The following is a 21,110-nucleotide window of genomic DNA, read 5'->3' as shown; positions in this document are numbered from 1 at the left end:
CGCAGCGCCTGCGGCGCTACCCCCAAGGGGGCGGCGTTGGCGGCCCGGCAGAGCCGGTTCCGCGGCGCCCCTCGACAAGACTCCCCGCATTCTTATGAAGCTCGTTCACACCATCGAAGACCTGCGCGCCGCCTTGCGCCCGTACAACTCGCCCGCGTTCGTGCCCACCATGGGCAATCTGCACGAGGGTCATCTGGACCTGGTGCGCACGGCGAAACCCCTGGGCGACGTGACGGTGTCCAGCATCTTCGTCAACCGGCTCCAGTTCGCGCCGCACGAAGATTTCGACACCTACCCACGCACGCTGCAGGCCGACTGCGCACGGCTGGAGCAGGCTGGCTGCGACTTGGTGTTTGCGCCATCCGAGAAAGAGCTGTACCCCGAGCCGCAGGGCTTCAAGGTGCAGCCCCCTGCCGAGCTCGCCGACATTCTGGAAGGGCACTTCCGGCCGGGGTTCTTCGTCGGCGTCTGCACGGTGGTGATGAAGCTGTTCCAGTGCGTGTTTTCCGAGGCCAAAGGCCCACGCTACGCACTTTTTGGCAAGAAGGACTACCAGCAGCAGATGGTGATCCGGCGCATGGTTCAGCAGTTCGCGCTGCCCATCTCCATCGTGGGCGGTGAAACCCAGCGCGCCCCCGACGGCCTGGCGCTGAGTTCACGCAACGGCTACCTGAGTGAATCCGAACGCGCGGAGGCCGTGCAACTCTCGCTGGCACTGCGCGCGCTCGCGCGCGATGCACTGGCTGCGGCCGACGCCCTGCCCCAGCACCTGCCCGGACTGGAGGCGCGAGCCCTGCAGGCGCTGGCCGCGCGCGGCTGGAAGCCGGACTACCTCACCGTGCGCCGCCGGGTCGACCTGCAGCCGCCCACACCGGCAGACGCCACCACCGCGCAAAGCCTGGTGGTTCTGGGCGCGGCGCGGCTGGGCACCACGCGGTTGATCGACAACTTCGAGGTTTGACCCCCCCGCGCCGGGCTTTGCCCGTCACCCCCCAAGGGGCGATGCGTGCGGCCCGGCGAAGCCGGTCCCGCCGCATCCTGGGTTATGCAAACCCTCACTCCGGATCCGTTCCTTACATGGCCTCAAGCTTGGGGTTGCGACCCATCAAGGTTGCGACCACATGGTTGGGTTGCAGCCTTCCATCGAGCAAAGCCACCACAGCCTCACTGATCGGCATGTCCACACCGAGTTTCTGCGCGCGCTGCACCACGGTGCGGGCGCTGTAAACGCCTTCGGCCACATGGCCGAGCGAGTCCACCGCCTGCTGCAGGCTCAGGCCACGTGCCAGCAACTGGCCGACCTTGCGATTGCGCGACAGGTCCCCGGTGGCGGTGAGCACCAGGTCACCCAGACCCGAGAGGCCCATGAAGGTCTCGGCCCGGGCCCCGAGCGCGAGCCCCAGACGTGTCATTTCCGCCAGACCCCGCGTGATGAGCGCTGCCCGCGCATTGAGACCGAGGTCGAGCCCATCGCACAACCCGGTGGCGATGGCCAGCACGTTCTTCACCGCGCCACCCACCTCCACCCCCACGATGTCGTCGTTCGCATAAACGCGCAGCGTGGGGCCGTGGAAAGCGCTCACCAGCGCATCGCGCACGCCCGCGTGTTCGCTGGCCGCCACCAGCGCCGTGGGCTGGCCACGCGCCACTTCCAGCGCGAAACTGGGGCCGCTGAGCACCCCGGCGCTCAGGTCTGGCGCCACACGGGCACGGATTTCATGACCCAGCAGGCCCGTGGAGGTCTCACCATCCCGCGGCGCTTCAAACCCCTTGCAGAGCCAGGCCACGGGCGCGGTGCAACCGACCAGGCGCTCGAGCATGCCGCGCAAGGCGGCCATGGGCGTGCCCACGACCACCAGCCCGGCATCGGCCAGCCAGGGCTGCTGCAGGTCCATCTCGCCGCTGGCCAGTTCCAGACCCGGCGGCAGCGCGATGCCCGGCAGGTAGCGCCGGTTTTCCCGTTCGGCCCGCATGCGGGCCACCTGCTGCTCGTCGCGCGCCCACAGGGTGACCCGGTGCGGACTCTGCGACTGGCCTGCCGCGTTGATCGCCAGCGCCGTCCCCCAGGCGCCAGCGCCCAAGACCACGATGTTCATGACACCCGCGCCGGTAGGAAAACCGACTTATTGCGTGACGATGCGCGGCGCGTCTTCCGCGGCCTGGGCCTGTTGCTGCTCGTACATGGCCTGGAAGTTGATTTCGGCCAGGTGCACGGGCGGGAAACCGGCGCGCTGGATCAGGTCGGCCACATTGCTGCGCAGGTAGGGGTACACGATCTGCGGGCAGGCGATGCCCATGATCGGGCCCATCTGGTCCTGTGGCAGGTTGCGGATCTCGAAGATGCCGGCCTGCTTGGCTTCGACCAGGAACACCGTCTTGTCCTTGATCTTGGTCTGCACGGTGGCCGTGACGCAGACCTCGTAGACACCGTCGGCCACCGGGTTGGCTTCCACACCGAGCTGGATGTCCACCGACGGTTGATCCTGCTCCAGCAGGATGGCCGGCGAATTGGGTTGCTCCAGCGACGCTTCCTTGAGGTAAACGCGCTGGATCTGGAATACGGGTTCTTGGTTGTCGGCCATGTTGCGATCTCGGGTAATCTGGAAAAAACGAAACCCGCCGGGGACAAGCGTTCCCGCAGCGGGCACCGGGGGCAATTATGTCAGCCCGCCGTGTCGGTCAACGACGCACGATCAACGTCCCAAGGGACGTTCCGCTCACGCTCGCCGCTTCAGGCCTGCAGCAGCGGCATCAGCCCCCCCTGGCTATCGAGCGCGTGCAGGTCATCGCAGCCCCCCACATGCGTCTGCCCGATGAAGATCTGCGGCACGCTGGTGCGGCCCGTGAGCTGCCGCATGTGAGCCCGCAACTCGGGCTGTCCATCCACAAACACCTCTTCCAGATCGGTCACGCCGCGCTTTTCCAGCAGGGCCTTGGCCCGGCTGCAGTAGGGACAATAGGCGCTGGTGTACATCTTGACCGTGGCCATGCGAGTTCCTGTCAATGGGGTTGAAGAGAGAAGTGTCCGGAGAACGATCAGGCCTTCTCGATCGGCAGGTTGGCCGAGCGCCAGGCGCCCATGCCGCCCGCGAGCGAATGGGCGTTTTCGTAACCCAGCTTCTTGGCAATCGCCACGGCCCGGTTTGAACGCATGCCCGAGGCACAGACCAGCACCACCGGTGTGGCCTTGTTCTTGACCAGGCCCGGCAACTTGGCCTCCAGTTCGGGCAGCGGCACGTTTTTCGCTCCCACCACATGGCCGGCGGCGAATTCATCAGCGCCACAGACGTCCACCACCGCCGCCTTTTCCCGGTTCATCAGCTGGACCACCTGGGTCGCACTCAGCGCCCCCGCCCGCCCGCCTCCCGTGACCGCAGGCCATACCAGCATGGCACCGGCAGCGAACGCCACCGCAATCAGAATCCAGTTTTCAATAAAAAAACTCACAGGAACACCTTTCAGTTAAGCCTGGGATTTTAGAATGTCCGGCTGAACTCCGCAGACCGCCCCGCTGTGGGGTGTGCCACCCGGCTTTGCGCCATTCACCGTTCTTCACCGCCCATGTACAAACTTGTCCTGATTCGTCACGGCGAATCCACCTGGAATCTCGAAAACCGCTTCACCGGCTGGACCGACGTTGACCTGACGCCGCTCGGGCTGGAACAGGCGAAAAACGCGGGCCGGCTGTTGCGGGCCGAAGGCTATGACTTTGACCTGGCCTACACCAGCGTGCTCAAGCGTGCCACACGCACGCTGTGGCATGTGCTTGACGAGATGGACCGCACCTGGCTGCCGGTGGCCCACAGCTGGCGCCTCAATGAGCGCCACTACGGCGCCCTGCAAGGTCTGAACAAAGCCGACATGGCGAAACAATACGGTGACGAACAGGTGCTGATCTGGCGCCGCAGCTACGACACCCCACCTCCGGCCCTGGATGCAAACGACCCGCGCTGCGAACGCAGCGACCGCCGCTACGAGAAGCTCAAACCCGAGGAAGTGCCTCTGACCGAGTGCCTCAAAGACACCGTGGCCCGCGTCATGCCGTTCTGGAACGAGGCCATGGCCCCGGCCATCCGTTCGGGCAAACGGGTGGTGGTCGCCGCGCACGGCAACAGCATCCGCGCCCTGGTGAAATACCTCGACGGCATCAGCGATGCCGACATCGTGGGCCTGAACATCCCCAACGGCATCCCGCTCGTCTACGAACTCGACGCCGAACTCAAGCCGCTCAAGAGCTACTACCTGGGCGACGCCGAGGCAGCGGCCAAAGCGGCGGCGGCCGTGGCCGCCCAGGGCAAAGGCTGACCCTCCCACCAGACCGCGGGAAACCACGGCACCCAGGGATATGGAACCGAAATCCCCGGCCGTGCTCCAAGGTGTATATTGGTTCGCCAGCGGGCCAAATCGTGTCTCGCTGGCTTTTTTTTGGGGTGTTTCGATGGGTAAACAAATGAGTCACAAGCTGAAAATCGTGGGCTGGGTGGCCATTGGCGCGGTGGCCGGAGCCTTGACCACGGTGCAGTTGCAGGCGGTGGCGCGCGGAACCCTCGCGCCCCTGCCTCTGGAAGAGTTGCAGCAGCTTGCGGCCGTGTTCGGCATGGTCAAGAGCGACTATGTCGAGCCGGTGGACGAGAAAAAGCTGATTTCCGAAGCCATCTCGGGCATGGTGGCCAGCCTGGACCCGCATTCCCAGTATTTCGACAAGAAGTCGTTCAAGGATTTCCGCGAAGGCACCAGCGGGCGCTTTGTCGGCGTGGGCATCGAAATCACCATGGAAGACGGCCTGGTCAAGGTGGTCTCCCCCATTGAAGACTCACCCGCCTTCCGCGCCGGCCTCAAGACCGGCGACCTGATCACCAAGATCGATGACACCATGGTCAAGGGCCTGTCGATCAACGACGCGGTCAAGCTCATGCGTGGCGAGCCGCGCACCAAGGTGCTGCTGACCATCTTCCGCAAGGATGAAAACCGCAGCTTCCCGGTCACGATCACCCGCGAGGAAATCAAGACCCAGAGCGTCAAGACCAAGATGATCGAGCCCGGCTACGCCTGGGTTCGCGTGTCGCAGTTCCAGGAACGTACTATCGAGGACTTCGCACGCAAGGTCGAAGAAATCTACAAGGCCGACCCCAAGCTCAAGGGCCTGGTGCTCGACCTGCGCAACGATCCGGGCGGTCTGCTCGACGCGGCGGTGGCGCTGTCGGCTGCCTTCCTGCCCGAGGGCGCGACCGTGGTGTCCACCAATGGCCAGCTCGAAGACAGCAAGTTCGTCTACAAGGCCGTGCCGCAGCACTACCTGCGCCGTGGCGGCGCCGACCCCATCAAGCACCTGACCGAGGCCACCCGCGGCGCACTGCGCACGGTTCCGCTGGTGGTGCTGGTCAACGAAGGTTCGGCTTCGGCCAGCGAGATCGTGGCCGGTGCCCTGCAGGATCACAAGCGCGCCACCCTCCTGGGTAGCCAGACCTTCGGCAAGGGCTCGGTGCAGACCGTGCGTCCGCTTGGCCCCGACACGGGCCTCAAGCTCACCACGGCGCGCTACTACACCCCCTCTGGCAATTCCATCCAGGCCAAGGGCATCGTGCCCGACGTGATGGTGGACGAAACGCTGGAAGGCAACCTGTTCGCCGCCTTGCGCACCCGTGAGGCCGATCTGCAGAAGCACCTGGGCAATGGCAAGGACCCGAGTACGGAAGTCCAACCCATGACCGACGCACGCCGCGCCGAGGAACAGCAGCGCGAAGAAGCACGTGAACAGGCCCGCAAGCGGCTGGAAGAGGAGTCCAAGAAGAACCCCGGCCAGCGCCTCGTGCCCGAGTTCGGCAGCGACAAGGACTTCCAGTTGCAGCAGGCCATGAACCAGCTCAGGGGCCGCCCGGTGGTGGTCAGCAAGACCCTGACCGTGCGCACCGAAGAGAAGAAAGAAAACTGAGTTTGCGGCGGCCCCGCGCCGCCGCCATCGACCTTGAACGACGCACAGCTCCTGCGCTATTCGCGCCACATCCTGCTCAACGAACTCGGTGTCGAGGGCCAGGAGCAGTTGCTGGCATCGCACGCGCTGGTGGTCGGCGCCGGTGGCCTGGGCTCACCGGTGGCGCTCTACCTGGGCAGTGCGGGCGTGGGGCGCATCACGGTGGTCGACCACGACATGGTCGACGAAACCAACCTGCAGCGCCAGATCGCGCACAACCTCGCGCGGGTGGGCAGCCCCAAGGCCGCTTCGGTGCGCGAAGCCATTGCGGCCATCAACCCCGATGTGATCGTCACGCCCGTGATCCAGCGAGCCGACGCAGCGCTGCTCGATGCGCTGGTGCCCGGCGCCGACGTGGTGATCGACTGCACCGACAACTTCGCCACACGCCACGCCATCAACCGGGCCTGCGTCCAGCACCACAAACCTCTGGTGTCGGGCGCGGCCATCCGCATGGACGGTCAGCTCAGCGTGTTTGACCAGCGCTCGCCTGGCAACCCCTGCTACGCCTGTGTTTTCCCCGAGACCTCGGACGTGGAAGAAACCCGTTGCGCCACCATGGGGGTGTTCGCGCCGCTGGTGGGCATCGTGGGCACCATGCAGGCGGCCGAAGCGCTCAAGCTGCTCACCGGCCTGGGCTCACGCCTGACGGGACAGCTGCTCATGATCGACGGGCGTGACATGGCTTTCAACCAGATCGCCCTGCCGCGGAACCCGCTGTGCGCCGTGTGCGGCCACCCGCAGCGCTGAGTCAGGAACTGAGCTGCCCCTCCCGGGGTAGCGGGCAGGGCCCATGACGCTGGCGAAAGTCGCGTGGCAACTCAGCCGGCACATCGCCTTCAAAGATGCCCTTGCGCTGCTTGCGCGCCCATGCCTCCTGCCGGGCGTAGGGCCCCAGGCTGCGCCTCCAGCGGTGCGACCAGGCATGGCCCTGGAGCACCAGCCGAGCTGCCACATCCGAGCCCCCGTGGGTCAGCCGCACCAGGGCACGGCCATAGGTGTCGTGATAGCGCTCATGCACGGTGACCACCTGCTCCAGCACACGCGCCGCCAGCGCGTCGCGCGACGCCACACCACCGTCCTGGCAGATTTCCGGTGCATCGATGCCGTCCAGCCGCAGCTTGCGGTAACGGCCGCCCGCGAGCGGCTTCACCCACAGCGTGTCGCCATCGGACACGCGCGTCACGCGGGCTTGATACATCTTGGGCTGTGTCGGAGCCGTCACATCGACGCCGCCTTCTGCGTTGGCGACGGTATGTGTGGACAGCAGCAGCGCGAGCAACCATGGCTTGCAGCCCATGCGCTGACCCACCAGGACCCGAGTGGATTCGATCAAGGAAAAATTCATGGCCCGAGTCTGCCACCATCGGCGCCAGGAACCGGGCACCCGGCCCGCGGGCAGCGGTTCAGACCGCCATGTAGCGCCCGGGCCGGTGGTTGATGGCCAGGGTCATGTTGAGCACCACCGCGCCCACCACCGACCAGACGATCTGCGTCCAGTCCACCACGGCAAACGCGGCCAGCACGATGGTGCAGTCCATTGCCATCTGCACGTGACCGGCGCGCCAGCCAAAGCGCTCCTGCAGGAAAAGCACCAGCACGTTGAAGCCGCCCAGGCTGGCACGGTGGCGAAACAGCATCAGCATGCCCGCGCCGGTGAGCAGCCCGCCGGCCACTGCGGCGAAAGCGGTGTTGAGCTCACCGATGGACAGCCAGGCCGGCACCCATTGCGCGAAAACCGACAGCAGTGCCACGGCGGCAAAGGTCTTGAAGGTGAACAGCGGCCCCATGCGCTTCCAGGCCAGACCATAGAACGGCAGGTTGATCAGGAAGAACACCAGGCTGAAGTTCCAGCCGGTGGCGTAGTGCAGCAAAAAGGCGATCCCGGCCGTGCCACCGGTGAGCAACCCGGCCTGGCGGAACAGCACCACGCCCAGCGCCACGAACAACGTGCCCGTGAGCAGCGCCTGCACGTCCTCGTGCGGCTGGTGGCGCGCCGACGCTGCGGCACCCGCCACCGGGGCGGCAGAAGAGCGCAAGCGGGACAACAGGGAAGACACGGACATGGGATGGACGGACAAATGAATGGCTGACCCGCAGGAATGGACCCAGCGACGCAGTGTCACCGATGGACAGGGCAGCGGCCTTGACGCAGGTCAGTCCCACGGCACGCCGGCAGCGCCCTGCCGCCATGAACGGCACCCTCCACCGCCTGGCGGGCAAACGCCCCTACGGACCCGCTTCGCCAGCACCGCTGGCAGACACGGGCACCGGCACTTCAGACGTCGTCGGCCAGGCTGCGCTGCAGACGGAGGCCCAGGGCCTTGTAGTCCCCCGGGTGCAGGCGCTTGAGGCGCAGCAGACCGGCCTCCACGTCCCGGGCCAGAGTGGCCGCGTCCTGGGTCTTGATCTGTTCGATGTCGGCCTGGATCTGCTTGAGCCGCTGCAGGGCCTCGCGCGCCGCCTTCGTCCGCGGCGGCGTCTGCTCAGCCTGCTCCACCAGCACCTCGGCGATCAAGCCGAGCTGACGGCCATAGCTCGCCACCTCGAAGGCCTGGCGCTCGATCCGTGCGTCGCCCGCCGAAGCATCGATGCCGTCAAAGAACCAGCGCGTGTCCGGCTCGATGCGCTGCGCCACGCTGCCGCTGAATGGAAAGTACAGCTGTGGCGCGAACAGAAACAACCATGGAAACATAAGCACCTCCCTGAATCGGAATCACAGCTTACGCCGACCGTTGGCCACAGGGAAGACACCGGGAAAGGCCAGGCAAACCCAGCAGTCACCGCTTGCCCAGGCCCAGCCGGCCCGCGCCGATGGATGGGTTCAGGCCGTGACGATCCAGCCTTCGAGCGGATCGAAGTCGGGCAGACCCCAGAGCGGGTGGCCAGTCTGGTGCTGGCGCAGTGCCCAGGCCGCCTGTGCCATGCACAGCACGGCATCGAGGCTGTCGCCGCTGGCGTCGTCGGCCAGGGCGTCGCGCTGGGCGTGCGTGAGCTTCAGGCGCAGGCCCGCGGCTTGCAGCAGCGGCGCCTGGCCGTTTTCCAGGGCGTTGATGAGGGTGCGGCGGGCAATCAGCCGGTCGGGCGTCTGGCGGGCCTTGTCGTCGCTCTTGTACGACGCAGTGCCCAGCACGCTGCGCGCCAGCAAGCCAGGGTAGGCTTCCAGCGCGATGCGTGCCGGGTCGCCTTCGCACAGGCCCGGCAGGCTCACGCCGGCCTTGATCAGCCGGGGCACGCCCGCGTGCAGCATGAACGCCACCGGCGGGTTGACCCACTTCATGCTGGGACTGGAGCCGGCTGGGCCATCGGTGGCGCGGTGGGCGAACTTGCCACCCACCGGTCGCGCGTCGCAAAAGGCGGCAAAGACCTCACGAACTTCGGCGCGGCTCAGACCGGCATAGTGCGCCATGCAGGCGCGCCAGTCGGTGGGCCAGCCGAGCGTGGTCACCAGCTCGCGCGACAGGCCGAAAGGCAGATCGAACCCACCCACCCAGGCCCCGGGCGCGGCCAGGCGCTCGCTCCAGGACTCCAGCGTTTCGAACCGCTCGAGTGCTTGCAGCAGCAGACGGCCCCGGTCCACACGGCCCACCGCCAGGGTGATGGGCTTGCGCCTCGACGGGGCACTGGTGAAGTCGCAGCCCAGCAGCAAGGGGTCGGTGGGTTCAGGCATGGGGGGACTTGCCGCGGGGTTCATGGTTTCATCCCAGCGCCAGGGCCGTCACACCGGCAGCGATGCACAGCGCACCCAGCAAGCGGGCCACGCGGTCGCCCTCGCCCAGCAGATGACCGCCGATGAGAGCGGCGAACAGCATGGACACTTCACGCGCCGGCGCCACGTGCGACAACGGCGCCTCGCGCATGGCGTACAGCACCAGCACATAGGCCACCGGGCTGATCACCGCCACCAGCAAGGCGTAGCGCCATTGCTGGCGCCACAACTGCCCGGCGGTAGGCAGATCGCGCAGCACGGACGGTGCGAGCAGCGCCACGCGCACGAAGTTGCCCATGTAGTCCACGAGGATGGGCGACATCAGCAGAAATTTGACCGCATAGCCATCGACCACCGTGTACGACGCGATGAAGGCGCCGGTGAGCAGGCCGTAGCGCATGCCCTTGAGCACCCGCAGGCGCGCTTGCGGGTCTTGCGCGGCGCGCAGCAAGCCGGGGCCGCCCGCGATCAGGAACACGCCGCCCACCACACCCGCGATGCCCGCCGCACCCAGCGCCGAGATGCGCTCGCCCAGGAACACGATGGCCACCAGCGACGACAGCAGCGGCCCCGAGCCGCGCGCCACCGGGTACACAACGGTGAGATCGGACTTGCGGTAGCCGCGCAGCAGGATGACGTAATAAAAGACATGCAGCACACCGCTGGCCACCACAAAACCCCATTCGGTGACGCCCCAGAGCGGCACTGCGGTGCGACCCAGCCACCAGCCCAGCGGCGCCCAGAACAGCATCATCAAAAAGGCGCTGAAAAACGCAAAACGCGCATCGCCAGCGGCCTTCTTGGCGGCGATGTTCCAGCCCGCGTGGATCAGGCCGGCGAGAACGATGAGACCGAAGGCGGTCAATGACATGCGACGACAGAAAAAGCGCAATCCAGGGGCAGCAAGGGTCCGGCTCCGCCGGCCCAAGCTGCCGTCCCCCTTCCCAGCGCCGCAGGCGCGTCAGAGAGGGGGGAAGCCGCGCAGCGGCGCAGGGGGGAGAGCCTAGTCAGGCCCTTCCGATGATGCTGGCCGTCGCCATCAGCTCTTCGAGCAGGGCCAGCGAGACCTTGCCCGAGACGCTGTAGGGATCGAACTCCGGGCGTTCGGAGTACTTGAGCACGATGGAGGTGTTGAGCTTGGAGAGGTTGACCTGTCCCATGGTCCAGCCACCAAAGCGCCGCTCGCTGATTTCCTCGAAATGCAGCAGCACCACGTCGGTGTGGCGCGGGTCGGCCACGATGTGGTTGTAGAGCGTGTTGACGGCGTTGCGCCCGCCCTCGATGGCCTGCAGGAACACGCCGCCGCCGTAGCACAGCACCCCGGTGATGCCGTTGTGCATGTTGTGGGCGCGCGAAACATCCAGGATGGATTCGATCGCCTTGGAGCAGTCTTTGTCGATCGCTCGGCTGACGTAAAGCAGGCGTACCAGCATGGTGTTTTCTTCAGGAATTGCGGGGAATGAGCGAGAGGAATTCGCGGCGCAGGTTCGGGTCTTTGAGGAACACGCCGCGCATGACCGAGTTGATCATCTTGCTGTCCATGTCCTTCACGCCACGCCAGGCCATGCAGTAGTGGCTGGCTTCCATGACGATGGCCAGGCCGTCGGGCTGGGTCTTTTCCTGGATCAGGTCGGCCAGCTGCACCACGGCCTCTTCCTGGATCTGCGGGCGGCCCATGATCCATTCGGCCAGGCGTGCGTACTTGGACAGGCCGATCACGTTGGTGTGTTCGTTGGGCATGACGCCGATCCAGATCTTGCCGATGACCGGGCAGAAGTGGTGGCTGCAGGCGCTGCGCACGGTGATCGGGCCGACGATCATCAGTTCGTTGAGGTGCTCGGCGTTGGGGAATTCGGTGACGCTGGGCCCGTGCACATAGCGACCGTTGAACACCTCTTTCAGGTACATCTTGGCCACCCGGCGCGCGGTGTCGCCGGTGTTGTGGTCGCTGTCGGTGTCGATCACCATGCTGTCGAGCACGCCCTGCATCTTGACGGTGACTTCGTCGAGCAGTTGCTCCAGCTCGCCGGGCTGGATGAACTCGGCGATGTTGTCGTTGGAATGGAAACGGCGGCGAGCGGCCTGGACGCGCTCGCGGATCTTGACGGAGACGGGCACGCCCTGGTCATCGTCTGGGGGGGCGGCGGTGGTCATGGGGCTTTCGGTTTTCATGAGCATGGGGCATGCTATCACCAGGCCTGAAACCGGCGAATACCAGGCGGTCAGCTGGGGCCTTTGGGTCCTGGGTTCAGTAGCGGTGCCCGGTGATGAACAGCAGCGCGCGCATCACGCCAAACGCCAGCCGGTCGAGCACGCGCTGGCGCCACGGGCGCTGCCCGAGCGCGTGGGCGCTGAGCGTCTGGCCACTGCGCTGCACCAGGGCCTCCAGGTGTTCGTGCAACTGCGAGGCGAAGCGCCGGTCGGTGGTCATGACGTTGGCCTCGCGCGCGAGCAGCAAAGACAACGGATCCAGGTTGGTCGAGCCCACTGTGGCCCAGCGCCGGTCCACCACCGCCACTTTCGCGTGCAGCGCACTGGGTGCGTACTCGTGGATCTCGATGCCGGCATTCAACAAATGCTGGTACACCGGACGCGCCGCGTGGTACTGCAGAAAGTGCTCGTACCGCCCCTGCAGCAACAGCCGCACCCGCACCCCGCGCGCGGCCGCCATCGTGAGCGCGCGGCGCAGCTTGCGCCCGGGAATGAAATACGCATTGACAATCACGACCTCCTGTCGCGCCTCGCCGATGGCTTTGAGGTAGGCGCGCTCGATGTCGTGCCGGTGGCTGACGTTGTCGCGCAGCAGCAGGCAGGCCCGGGCGTCGTCCACCCCGAAGTGGAAAGCGCCCTCGCCCGCCCCGAGCGGCTCGCCATGGCCGGAGGCCGATCCGCTGTGCGCCTCGAACTTCTGCAGCAGACGCGAAAAGTCGCCCACCGGCAGGGTTTCGCGCAGCGCGTCCCAGGCCGCCATGAACTCCCGTTGGCGCGCCTTGCGCACCGCCTGCAGCCGCCACCAGAGCTGTTCCATGGTTTCCACCATGTCGGCCACCAGCGGGCCGGCCACGCGCAGTGAATAGTCCAGCCGTGGCGCGGTCAGCCGCCCCAGGGCCACATCGTCCTGGTCGTCGATGATGTTGATGCCACCACAAAACCCGACCGTGCCGTCCACCACGCAGAGCTTGCGGTGCAGCCGCCGCCAGCTGCTCGGGATCAGCAGGCCCAGCCGCCCCAGCGGGGCGTACACGCGCCAGCGCACGCCGGCGGCGTCAAAGCGGCGCCGCCATTCGGGTGGCACCTGGGGTGTGCCCACGCCGTCCAGCACCAGGCGCACCAGCACACCGCGCCGCGCCGCGCGCTCCAGCGCCTGCGCCACGCTCAGCGCCGAGCCGGCGAATTCGAAGATGTAGGTTTCCAGATGCACCACCCGGCGCGCGGCGTCCATGGCCTCGACCAGCGCCGGGAACAGGGTCTCGCCCCCCTCCAGCAGCAGCAACTGATGCCCGCCCTGCATGGCGCCCAAGCCCGGTCCACACGCCTTGGGTGGGGTCGGAGCACGGCGGCGCGCGGTGGTCACAGCTCCAGCTCGGCGATCAACGGCAGGTGGTCCGACATGCGCGCCCAGGCGCGCCCGTGCGGCACCTGCGCCGAGACCGGGCGCAGCCCGCGCATGTACACGCGGTCCATGTGCAGCAGTGGCAGGCGCGAGGGGTAGGTGGGCAGGCGGATGCCGTCAAAGGTGTGCAAGTCCAGTTCGGCCATGGGCCGGTGCAGTTGCACGCCCCAGTCGTTGAAGTCCCCCGCCACGATCAGCGGTGCGCCAGGAGGTACCTCGCTCGCCACGTACTGGCCCAGGCGCTGGACCTGGCGCTCCCGGCTGGCGTGGATCAGCCCGAGGTGCACCACCACCACGTGCACGTCCTTGCCGTCCACCAGCAGCTGCACGTGCAGCAGCCCGCGCTGCTCGAACCGGTGGTCCGACACATCGGAGTGCCAGCTCTCGATCACCGGCCAGCGCGACAACAGGGCGTTGCCGTGTTCGCCGTGGCGCGTGATGGCGTTGGTGCGGTAGACCGCCTCGTAGCCATCGGGGGTCAGGTAGTTGGCCTGGTCCAGATCGGGCCAGCGCGTGAAGTGTCTTTCCAGCTTTCGGTGGTGACGGCGCACCTCCTGCAGGCAGACGATGTCGGCGTCGAACTGCTCCACCGCGTGGGCGAGGTTGTGGATCTCCAGCCGGCGCGCCGGCCCCAGGCCCTGCACGCCTTTGTGGATGTTGTAGGTGGCCACACGCAAGATGCTCATGCGCGCAATGATCGCATGTTGGCGCGGCCCGGTGTTCAGGTCTTATGGGTCAGAAACCGCTTTCCCGGATCACGACGGACGCCACCTGGCGCAGGGTGCCCATCAGGATCGAATCGGCACGGCCCTCGATGCGCACCCGCACCGTGGCCGAGCGGTCCACCGTCAGCGGCTCGTCCAGCACCACCCGCACGCGGAACAGGGCATCGCGCGCCACCGAAACCGATGCCTGACCGGCCGCCGCAGCCTCCTGGACGGTGGCGATCGGCCCGCCGTTGCGGGCGTCGAGCATGGGGCTGGGCAGGACCGTGGTCCTGGAGACATCGATCGCGGCGATGTGTCCGCCGGTCCATGCCGCGGGGTCGGACAGCAGGCGCGCACGCACGGCCTGGCCCACCTCGACGCGCGCCAGATCGGCCTCGGGAATGTAGGCATCGATGACCCACTGCTGGTGGTCCACGATCATCGCCAGCGGCTGGCGCGATTTGACCCAGACCCCGGGGGCCAGGGCATGGTCCAGATCCCGCAGCTCGCCGTCGAACGGCGCGCGCAGCGTCAGCCGCTCCAGTTCGTCCTCGCTGAGTTTTTCCTCGGCCTCGAAATAGGCCTTCTGCGAGGTCAGCAACTGGCGCTGCGATTCGCCGTCGGGCAGCCCCATCAGCCCGGCGATCTGGCTCTCGCGGGCCAGCGCCAGCTGCCGCGATCTGTCTTGCGCAATGCCCAGCGCCGAGGAGTCCAGCACAAACATGACGTCCCCCGCCTTGAACTGGCGCTGCTGCGGCACGGAGACGATCTGGGCCGCGAACGGTGAGTGGATGAGCTGCTGGTTGTCGGCATGGACCCAGCCGAAACCCATCACGCGGCTGTTGAACGGGAACACCAGGACCACCAGCACGAGCGCGCCCAGCACCCACAGGCGACGGCGCCGGGGACGGGTGATCTCGGCCCGGCGCTCCCGCCAGACCGCCAGTTCCTTCATCACCGGCCGGCCGATGAACCAGTGCAGCTCCAGCGCCATGAGCATGAGGCCCAGCAGCTTGAAGAAGAACACATAGACCAGCACCGCGATGCCGAGAAACACCACCAGCCGATAAGCCCAGGTGATCAGCGCGAAGGCGATCAGCATCCGCCGCTTGGCCAGCGAAAAGCTCTCGGTCCATTCGTCCTGCAGGCCCAGCAGGCTGCGGCGCAGCCAAACCCGGGCCAGCGCGCTCGACCGTTCGTGCAGGTTGGGCAGGTCCAGGAGGTCGCTGGCGATGAAATAGCCGTCAAAGCGCATGAACGGGCTGGCGTTGACCGCCAGCGTCATCACCCAGCTGGTGGTGGCCAGGAAAAACAGGCCGTTGCGAAACGAGCCATCGGGCGCCAGCGCCCAGGCCAGGGTCGCCACACCGGCCAGCGCGAGCTCCACCGCGATGCCCGCGCTGGCGATGACCAGCCGCTGGCGCGCATCCTTCAGGCGCCAGCTCTCGCCGGTGTCGGTGTACATCATGGGAAACATGACCAGAAACGCCACCCCCATGTGGGCCACGCGCACGCCGTAGCGGGTGGCGGCAAAAGCGTGCCCCAGCTCGTGCACGGTCTTGGCGAACACCAGTGCCAGCCCATAGCCCAGCACGCCGGACCAGGTCAGGTTGTCCACCAGGGTGTGGGTGAAGACATCCCACTGGCGGGACACCAGGTACACGCCCAGCACGGTGATGGCGCCAAACAGCGCCGCGAGCACCGAAAGGTTGAGCCAGGCCAGCAGCGGCTGGATCGAGGCCAGCCAGGCCTGCGGGCGCACCAGCGGCAGGCGGAAAAACAGGTAGTTGTGCACCAGCCACTCCAGCGGCGAGCGCTGGAGCTTCTCGCTGCGGTCCAACACGCGGGCCACGTCGGCCGGCTTGTCCAGGCGCAGCAACTGGTTGTCCGACAAAAAACCCATCAGGTGTCGCACGTCCTGCAGCGTCACGTTGAGCGGCGTCTGGGCATTGACGGTGCGCACCAGGCTGGCTGCGTCGTGGTCCGCCCAATGCAGCAGAAGTTCGAAGTCGATCCAGCCGATGCGGTAGAAGCGATTGTTCACCGGGTCCTGGATCACCCAGGCCGGGGTGCCGTCTTCGTTGGGCGCGGCCGGAAACAGGACCAGTTCGTCGCGGATGCGGGGCAGTTCCACCGGCTTGGCGCCGCCGATCTTCAGCTGCCCTTGCAGGCCTGGCGGCGCGGGCATGGCGCCGGCATTCACAGGCCGGTCCATTCCCGCACGCTGGCGATGGGGCGGCGGAACAGGTAGTAACCGAGCAGCACCCAGTCGCCCGAGATGCGCGCGGTGCCGCGCAGGCCGATACGGGGCAGCTCGGTACCGGGTTCAAACCCGGCACGCAGGCGGTAGGAAGCCACGCCGTCGGGGCTGAGCGAGGCCTGGTAGCTGGCCTCGATCAATCGCCCCGCGCGCGGGCTCAGCGGCTCGGTGTGCAGGAACAGGCGCACCGGCGCGTCGGTTTCGAGCTGGATCGCATCGGACACGGCCAGCCAGACCAGGATGCCGCCGTCCTCGGGCCGCGCCAGCTGCATCACGCGCTCACCCGTCTGCACCGGCCGGCCCAGCCAGTCGTTGGCGTCGGCGAAAATGGCCACGCCATCGCGGTCCGCCCGCACCTCGACACGCTGGGCCTGGCTGTCCACGGCGGCCAGCTCGGCCTCTTTCTCCCGCACCCGTCCAAGCGCGACGGCCACGTCGGCCTTGCTCTTGGTGTCGTCAAACGAGCGCTGCTGGGCGATGTGCGCATCGGCTTGGGCGATTTCCAGCCCTTTGAGCGCCACCTGGCGCCGGTTCGACAGCGCCGAATCGTCCAGCGAGAACAACAGATCGCCCGCCTTCACCCGGGCGTTGGGCGCCACGGCGAACGAGCCGACCACGCCGTCCTGCGGCGCGGCCACCGCGACCGCATTCAGCGCGATCACCTCGGCCGGCGCCAGCACCGACAAACGAACCGGAATCAGCATGCCGAGCGCCAGCGCTCCCAGCGCCAGCCAGCGGTTGCGACCCTTGAACCATTGCCTGACATGGCTCCAGGCCGGACGCGAGGTCTGGCTCAGGGCTGCGAAACAGTAGCCGTAGGTGCTGTACAGGCGCTGCGCGAGTTCCACCGAGGCCTCGTCCCAGGGCTGCTCTCGGGCGTAGAGCACGACGCCCAGGGCCTGCCCTTGCGGGCCCGACAGCGGCACCAGCAGCAGGTGTTCGGGCAGCCATTCGGCCCAGCTGTCGGCGTCTTCGCTGGCGGCGTCCGCGAGATCCAGGCGGTGAACCGCGCCGTCCCGGGGAAAGCGCCTGGCGAACTGCCCGAGCCAGACCGCGAACGGCGATTCGCTGGCCACGCTGACCAGCCCGGAGGCCGCGCTCAGCCGCAACTGCTCGCCGTCAGCTTCAAACAGGGCCGCCTGCCGGTAGGGCGTCAACGCGTGGGTTTCGTTGACGATGGTGAAACGCAGGGCGGCGAGGGTCTGCGCTTGCAGCGCACGGGCTTCGATCTGCAGCAGAACGCCCAGATCTGATACCTCAGACATGGGCCGGACTCACCGCATGCCGGTGAATTTCGCCACGCCGCTCATGCCGGGCAGCAAGTCGGGGTGCGACTTCAGCAAGGTGGCCTCCAGCTCGATGGTCTGGCTCACCGGATCGACCCGGCTGTTGATCCGCTGCACGCGCGCCGGGTAGGTGTTGCCGGTTTCATCAATGGTCACGTCGAACGGGTGGCCCATCTTGAGGGTAGAAATCCAGCTCGACGGCACGTTGAGCTTGAGCAGCAGCAGCCCGCTGCGCACCAGATCCAGCAGGGGCTGGCCTGCGGTGACCGTCATGTGGCTGCGCACATGCAGCTTGGCGGTCTGGCCGCTCCAGGGGGCCCGGATGGTGCACTGGGATATCTGGAACTGGTACAGATCGGTCTGCGCCTTGGCCTTGGCCACGGCGCTGGCCGCCAGGGCCACCTCGACATCGCTGGCCTGCTCCAACCCCTGCATGCGCAGCTTGGCCTCGTACTGGTCGTTCGCGGCCGCCAAGTCGGCGTTGGCCATGGCCTGGCGCGCGCGCGGCTCGTCACAATCCAGCGCGATCAGCACCGAGCCCTGCTTGAACGCCATGCCCAAACCGGTGTTGAGCTGCACGATGCGTCCCGGCACCGGGCTGGCCAGCACCGTTTCGCCCGCCGGCAGCACCAGCACCCGCACGGATGCGGCGGCGGCGGGCGCAGCGGCCTTGGCGGGGCTTGCCACCGCCTTGGCCGCACCGGCCGGACTGTTCTGGGCCGACGCACCCAGAGAAAGAGCACCCAGAAGCGCTGCCAGACCGGTGGCGCGCCACAGAGATTTACGGGACATATCAGTCAACATTCAACCAGGTTTTGAGCTCGCCGAGATGGGCATTCATGGCCGCCATGAGGCTGGACTCGTAGACCGAGGCCCGGGCGTTGACCGGTATGGTAGTCGCGAAACGTGCGCGCTGCGACTGCCCCGCCTCATCGGTCAGATTCAGCGTCCAGGTGGCTTTCTCCACGCCATTCCGGCCCGCCGACTCGAACGCCAGGTGCAGCGGCGCGCCCTGCTTCGCATCGGTGCCGATCTGGTGGCGGGCCAGCAGCTCGGTCACCAGGGCCTTCATGCGCACCTTCTGCACCGGGTCCTGGATGCCTTCGAGCTGCACGTTGACCACTGCGGGTCGGCCAAACAGGTTGGACGACATCACGAAGGCGTCGCTCTCCGTGGCCTTCAGGTGGGCGCGCACGCGCTGCGTGAGCGTGTTCAGGTCGTTGCCCTCGAAGTCGTCGGCGATCGGGTCGAAGCCCAGAGTGTTGTACAGGCGTCCGAAGGCGATGTGCGCGTTGGCGTAGGCGTTGGCGCGCTGGTAGGCGCCGAGCACGGCGCGGGCCTGGGTGCGGATCGCTTCGAGCTCGCTTTCCAGCCTGGCCGAGACCGAGGCCTTGGTGTAGGCGGCGAGCCGCACGTCCACCTGCGCGGCCTGGTCGGCCAACCGGAAGTCTTCCAGCGCCATGCGGTAGCGCTCGGCGCTCACGCGGGTCTGGGTGAGGATGGCCATGGACAGCGCCATGCGGCGCGTCTCGTCGGTCTGCTCCTGGTACTGCTGCGCGTTCTTGAGCGACGGCAGGGCCACCAGGCGCATGAGGTTCCAGGCCAGGTTCACGCCGCCTTCGCTCCAGCTGTTGTTGTACAGCAGGTTGTTGGAGTCGTGCTGTCGGCTCAGGTTGAAGGTGATGCCGGGCAGCATGCCCAGCAGCTGCTTGCGCGCTTCGTCGGCGGTGATGCGTTTGCGAAAGTCTTCTTCACGCAGTTCCGGGCGCTGCAGCAGCGCCATGTCTTCGAGTTTGGTGATTTCCTTGGGTGCCGCCGGCAGCGTCATTTCGCTGGCCTCGGCGACCTGGAAGTCCACCCCCGGCGGCACGTTCATCAGAGCGGCGAGTTCACGTTTGGCGAACTCCAGGTCCTGGCGGCGCTGGTTGAGCAGCACGGTGGCGTCGAGCAGGGCGCGCTGGTAGGCCAGGGCCACGCCGGGCGGGATGATCTTCTGCGCCTCGGCCTCGCGCGAGCGGGTCAGCGCCAGCGAGGCTTTCTGCAGGACTTCGTCGGCCTGGGCGTTAAGACGCTGCGCGCCCAGGGCGCGCCAGTAGGCAGCCCGCACGTCCTGCAGCATGTTCTGCACCACCTTGCGGCGGCGCTCTTCGGAGATCAGGAACTGGTCGCCCTGCTGGCGCGCGCGGTAGTACGAGACGCCGAAGTCCAGCGCGTTCCAGCTGAATTCGATGCCGCGCAGGGTGCGCGCGCGTTCATCGGACGAGGTGGGGCGGGTGGAGACTTCGCCGTCAAGGATGCCGATGCTGGTGCCGCCGGAGAAGTTGTTGCGCTCGCGGTAGCCTGCGCTGGCCACCATCTGGGGCAACATGTCGTAACTGGTGTGGTTGGCCAGCCCCTGGGCCAGCGCGGACTCCATTTTCTTGAGGCGGTAGTCCAGGTTGTATTTGAGGGCACGGGCCACCGCTTCTTCCATGGTGATGGCGGCGGTGATGGGGGCCTGGCCGCTGTACATCTTGGCGGTGTCGTGTTTGACGCGCTCGCGCACCTCGTCCTGGGTCAGGGCCTTGGGGGCCACGGTGCAGCCGGCCATCACGGCGGCCACGGCCAGCACCACCATGCTGCGCGGCAGGAAGCCCGCGGCCTGAAGAGAAATCGATTGCATTTTGCTCATGTCGTTGTCCTAAAGAATCAGATAGGGGTTCGGTTGGGCGTTCAGGCGCTGGCCACGGGGCGTGTCACGGCACGCGTCACGGGGCGGTCGCCACGGACCCGGTCGTTCGCCAGGCGCTGCAGCTGGGTCTTGAACCCGACGGCGGCCTTGGGCTTGACAACCGGTTCCTTGTCCTGCGGCGCCTCCACCCGGTCGGCTTCGGCCGGGGGGGTCGCGGTGTCGGGTGGCGCGCTGCGCGTCCCGGCCTCACCGGGCTTGGAGTCCGCAGGTACGTCGGCGGCGCGCGTCTGGGCGTCCAGCGGCGCCGGTGCGCCCAGGGCGAAGGGGTTCAACAAGGTGGTGGTGGCCGAACTCTGTGCGTCGATCATCGCGCTTCGCACCAGCGACTCCAGTTGCGAGGCGCGCACCGCGTGCTGAACGAACAGGCCCCGCTCCATCACGATCGGCTGGTGCCTCACGGCGTGCTGCACGTGCAATGCGGGAGCGATGACCTGCAGCTCGCCCACATCACCCCGCAATCCAGCGTCGAACATCAGACTGTCGGGCACCTGCGCCAGGGCCTCGGCCTGCAGCGGGGAGTCCGTCGGGAGCGTTCCCAGGGACGTCGACAAACTGCTACCCGTGTTGGACTCACCCACCGCGAAGGAGACGTGCACCACCGGGCTGGAGGGCGCCAAGGGCTCCGGAACAGAGCTGGGGCCAGGGGTCGGCGATCCTTCCTTGCCAGGCTGGCCCGGTTCGCTCGGAGCGGGTGCCGGGGACGGGGCGGGTGCGGGTGCAGGAGCGGGGGACGGCGCCGGGGTTGGTTCAGGCGCAGGTGGCGGCACCGGCGCTGGTGGGTCGTTGGCCGGTGTGACGGTGATGTTCAACGTGCCTACGTCCGTGGCGCCACC

At 67.2% G+C, this 21,110-nt stretch carries 22 protein-coding genes; 4 read left to right on the top strand and 18 right to left on the bottom strand.

Annotated features, from left to right (window positions below; genetic code table 11):
* Positions 1-94 precede the first annotated feature (94 nt).
* On the top strand, positions 95-961 hold the full coding sequence (gene panC, locus HTA01S_RS12730) for a pantoate--beta-alanine ligase (RefSeq protein ID WP_068171939.1): 867 nt from the start codon (positions 95-97) through the stop codon (positions 959-961).
* 112 nt (positions 962-1,073) lie between these two features.
* Here panC and HTA01S_RS12725 read toward each other — a convergent pair whose 3' ends face one another.
* The 4 genes from HTA01S_RS12725 to HTA01S_RS12710 form a co-directional block, all read right to left on the bottom strand.
* The gene (locus HTA01S_RS12725; protein WP_068171938.1) at positions 1,074-2,096 is read right to left on the bottom strand and encodes an NAD(P)H-dependent glycerol-3-phosphate dehydrogenase; all 1,023 of its coding nucleotides are present in this window, start codon (positions 2,094-2,096) and stop codon (positions 1,074-1,076) included.
* 27 nt (positions 2,097-2,123) lie between these two features.
* Entirely contained in the window at positions 2,124-2,582 is a 459-nt protein-coding gene (secB, locus tag HTA01S_RS12720) for a protein-export chaperone SecB (RefSeq protein ID WP_068171935.1), read from the bottom strand.
* A gap of 149 nt (positions 2,583-2,731) precedes the next feature.
* Entirely contained in the window at positions 2,732-2,989 is a 258-nt protein-coding gene (gene grxC / locus HTA01S_RS12715) for a glutaredoxin 3 (RefSeq protein ID WP_068171932.1), read from the bottom strand.
* A 47-nt stretch (positions 2,990-3,036) separates the two neighbouring features.
* Positions 3,037-3,447, bottom strand: a complete 411-nt coding sequence (locus HTA01S_RS12710; protein ID WP_068171931.1) for a rhodanese-like domain-containing protein — start codon at positions 3,445-3,447, stop codon at positions 3,037-3,039.
* Positions 3,448-3,561: 114 nt separating this feature from the next.
* Here HTA01S_RS12710 and gpmA point away from each other — a divergent pair, with 114 nt between their 5' ends.
* The 3 genes from gpmA to HTA01S_RS12695 all read left to right on the top strand — a co-directional run bounded on the left by gpmA (position 3,562) and on the right by HTA01S_RS12695 (position 6,721).
* The gene (gene gpmA, locus HTA01S_RS12705) at positions 3,562-4,305 is read left to right on the top strand and encodes a 2,3-diphosphoglycerate-dependent phosphoglycerate mutase (RefSeq protein ID WP_068171929.1); all 744 of its coding nucleotides are present in this window, start codon (positions 3,562-3,564) and stop codon (positions 4,303-4,305) included.
* Positions 4,306-4,450: 145 nt separating this feature from the next.
* Positions 4,451-5,932, top strand: coding sequence for a S41 family peptidase (locus HTA01S_RS12700; protein WP_068171927.1), 1,482 nt, complete (start codon positions 4,451-4,453; stop codon positions 5,930-5,932).
* A 33-nt stretch (positions 5,933-5,965) separates the two neighbouring features.
* Positions 5,966-6,721, top strand: a complete 756-nt coding sequence (locus tag HTA01S_RS12695; RefSeq protein WP_068171926.1) for a HesA/MoeB/ThiF family protein — start codon at positions 5,966-5,968, stop codon at positions 6,719-6,721.
* 1 nt (position 6,722) lies between these two features.
* On the opposite strand, the gene HTA01S_RS12690 is transcribed toward HTA01S_RS12695, so the two are convergent.
* The 14 genes from HTA01S_RS12690 to HTA01S_RS12625 all read right to left on the bottom strand — a co-directional run bounded on the left by HTA01S_RS12690 (position 6,723) and on the right by HTA01S_RS12625 (position 20,894).
* The gene (locus HTA01S_RS12690) at positions 6,723-7,319 is read right to left on the bottom strand and encodes a thermonuclease family protein (protein WP_245638081.1); all 597 of its coding nucleotides are present in this window, start codon (positions 7,317-7,319) and stop codon (positions 6,723-6,725) included.
* 58 nt (positions 7,320-7,377) lie between these two features.
* Positions 7,378-8,037, bottom strand: coding sequence for a YitT family protein (locus HTA01S_RS12685; protein WP_084236076.1), 660 nt, complete (start codon positions 8,035-8,037; stop codon positions 7,378-7,380).
* Between the two features lie 212 nt (positions 8,038-8,249).
* Complete coding sequence (locus HTA01S_RS25680; protein WP_068171917.1) at positions 8,250-8,666, bottom strand: hypothetical protein; 417 nt, start codon at positions 8,664-8,666, stop codon at positions 8,250-8,252.
* Between the two features lie 129 nt (positions 8,667-8,795).
* Complete coding sequence (locus tag HTA01S_RS12675; protein ID WP_084236075.1) at positions 8,796-9,641, bottom strand: DUF429 domain-containing protein; 846 nt, start codon at positions 9,639-9,641, stop codon at positions 8,796-8,798.
* Positions 9,642-9,669: 28 nt separating this feature from the next.
* Positions 9,670-10,551 carry an EamA family transporter gene (locus HTA01S_RS12670; RefSeq protein WP_068171912.1) on the bottom strand — a complete coding sequence of 294 codons (882 nt, stop codon included), beginning with the start codon at positions 10,549-10,551 and terminating at the stop codon, positions 9,670-9,672.
* Between the two features lie 136 nt (positions 10,552-10,687).
* Positions 10,688-11,113, bottom strand: a complete 426-nt coding sequence (locus tag HTA01S_RS12665) for a BLUF domain-containing protein (protein ID WP_068171909.1) — start codon at positions 11,111-11,113, stop codon at positions 10,688-10,690.
* 10 nt (positions 11,114-11,123) lie between these two features.
* A complete protein-coding gene (folE, locus tag HTA01S_RS12660) occupies positions 11,124-11,858 on the bottom strand; it encodes a GTP cyclohydrolase I (RefSeq protein ID WP_068171907.1) in 735 nt (244 codons plus the stop codon).
* A gap of 70 nt (positions 11,859-11,928) precedes the next feature.
* A complete protein-coding gene (clsB, locus tag HTA01S_RS12655; protein ID WP_068172133.1) occupies positions 11,929-13,191 on the bottom strand; it encodes a cardiolipin synthase ClsB in 1,263 nt (420 codons plus the stop codon).
* A 59-nt stretch (positions 13,192-13,250) separates the two neighbouring features.
* Complete coding sequence (locus tag HTA01S_RS12650; protein ID WP_068171904.1) at positions 13,251-13,979, bottom strand: endonuclease/exonuclease/phosphatase family protein; 729 nt, start codon at positions 13,977-13,979, stop codon at positions 13,251-13,253.
* A gap of 49 nt (positions 13,980-14,028) precedes the next feature.
* Positions 14,029-16,188, bottom strand: coding sequence for an HlyD family efflux transporter periplasmic adaptor subunit (locus HTA01S_RS12645; protein ID WP_068172131.1), 2,160 nt, complete (start codon positions 16,186-16,188; stop codon positions 14,029-14,031).
* A gap of 11 nt (positions 16,189-16,199) precedes the next feature.
* A complete protein-coding gene (locus HTA01S_RS12640) occupies positions 16,200-17,525 on the bottom strand; it encodes an efflux RND transporter periplasmic adaptor subunit (RefSeq protein ID WP_068171902.1) in 1,326 nt (441 codons plus the stop codon).
* Positions 17,526-17,534: 9 nt separating this feature from the next.
* On the bottom strand, positions 17,535-18,338 hold the full coding sequence (locus HTA01S_RS12635; RefSeq protein WP_068171898.1) for an efflux RND transporter periplasmic adaptor subunit: 804 nt from the start codon (positions 18,336-18,338) through the stop codon (positions 17,535-17,537).
* 1 nt (position 18,339) lies between these two features.
* Complete coding sequence (locus HTA01S_RS12630; protein ID WP_084236073.1) at positions 18,340-20,217, bottom strand: TolC family protein; 1,878 nt, start codon at positions 20,215-20,217, stop codon at positions 18,340-18,342.
* 41 nt (positions 20,218-20,258) lie between these two features.
* Positions 20,259-20,894: a hypothetical protein gene (locus tag HTA01S_RS12625; protein WP_068171896.1), complete on the bottom strand. Its 636-nt coding sequence runs from the start codon at positions 20,892-20,894 to the stop codon at positions 20,259-20,261.
* Between the last annotated feature and the right edge of the window lie 216 nt (positions 20,895-21,110).

Origin of the sequence: Hydrogenophaga taeniospiralis CCUG 15921 (assembly GCF_001592305.1) — a bacterium.
Taxonomy (GTDB): Bacteria; Pseudomonadota; Gammaproteobacteria; order Burkholderiales; family Burkholderiaceae_C; genus Hydrogenophaga; species Hydrogenophaga taeniospiralis.
This window is presented reverse-complemented; position numbering and strand designations above follow the sequence as displayed.

Coding starts and splice junctions, on each gene's coding strand:
- panC (WP_068171939.1), top strand. CDS start 95: ATGAAGCTCGTTCACACCATCGAAGACCTGCGCGCCGCCTTGCGCCCG.
- HTA01S_RS12725 (WP_068171938.1), bottom strand. CDS start 2,096: ATGAACATCGTGGTCTTGGGCGCTGGCGCCTGGGGGACGGCGCTGGCG.
- secB (WP_068171935.1), bottom strand. CDS start 2,582: ATGGCCGACAACCAAGAACCCGTATTCCAGATCCAGCGCGTTTACCTC.
- grxC (WP_068171932.1), bottom strand. CDS start 2,989: ATGGCCACGGTCAAGATGTACACCAGCGCCTATTGTCCCTACTGCAGC.
- gpmA (WP_068171929.1), top strand. CDS start 3,562: ATGTACAAACTTGTCCTGATTCGTCACGGCGAATCCACCTGGAATCTC.
- HTA01S_RS12700 (WP_068171927.1), top strand. CDS start 4,451: ATGAGTCACAAGCTGAAAATCGTGGGCTGGGTGGCCATTGGCGCGGTG.
- HTA01S_RS12690 (WP_245638081.1), bottom strand. CDS start 7,319: ATGAATTTTTCCTTGATCGAATCCACTCGGGTCCTGGTGGGTCAGCGC.
- HTA01S_RS12685 (WP_084236076.1), bottom strand. CDS start 8,037: ATGTCCGTGTCTTCCCTGTTGTCCCGCTTGCGCTCTTCTGCCGCCCCG.
- HTA01S_RS25680 (WP_068171917.1), bottom strand. CDS start 8,666: ATGTTTCCATGGTTGTTTCTGTTCGCGCCACAGCTGTACTTTCCATTC.
- HTA01S_RS12675 (WP_084236075.1), bottom strand. CDS start 9,641: ATGCCTGAACCCACCGACCCCTTGCTGCTGGGCTGCGACTTCACCAGT.
- HTA01S_RS12670 (WP_068171912.1), bottom strand. CDS start 10,551: ATGTCATTGACCGCCTTCGGTCTCATCGTTCTCGCCGGCCTGATCCAC.
- HTA01S_RS12665 (WP_068171909.1), bottom strand. CDS start 11,113: ATGCTGGTACGCCTGCTTTACGTCAGCCGAGCGATCGACAAAGACTGC.
- folE (WP_068171907.1), bottom strand. CDS start 11,858: ATGCTCATGAAAACCGAAAGCCCCATGACCACCGCCGCCCCCCCAGAC.
- clsB (WP_068172133.1), bottom strand. CDS start 13,191: ATGCAGGGCGGGCATCAGTTGCTGCTGCTGGAGGGGGGCGAGACCCTG.
- HTA01S_RS12650 (WP_068171904.1), bottom strand. CDS start 13,979: ATGAGCATCTTGCGTGTGGCCACCTACAACATCCACAAAGGCGTGCAG.
- HTA01S_RS12645 (WP_068172131.1), bottom strand. CDS start 16,188: ATGCCCGCGCCGCCAGGCCTGCAAGGGCAGCTGAAGATCGGCGGCGCC.
- HTA01S_RS12640 (WP_068171902.1), bottom strand. CDS start 17,525: ATGTCTGAGGTATCAGATCTGGGCGTTCTGCTGCAGATCGAAGCCCGT.
- HTA01S_RS12635 (WP_068171898.1), bottom strand. CDS start 18,338: ATGTCCCGTAAATCTCTGTGGCGCGCCACCGGTCTGGCAGCGCTTCTG.
- HTA01S_RS12630 (WP_084236073.1), bottom strand. CDS start 20,217: ATGAGCAAAATGCAATCGATTTCTCTTCAGGCCGCGGGCTTCCTGCCG.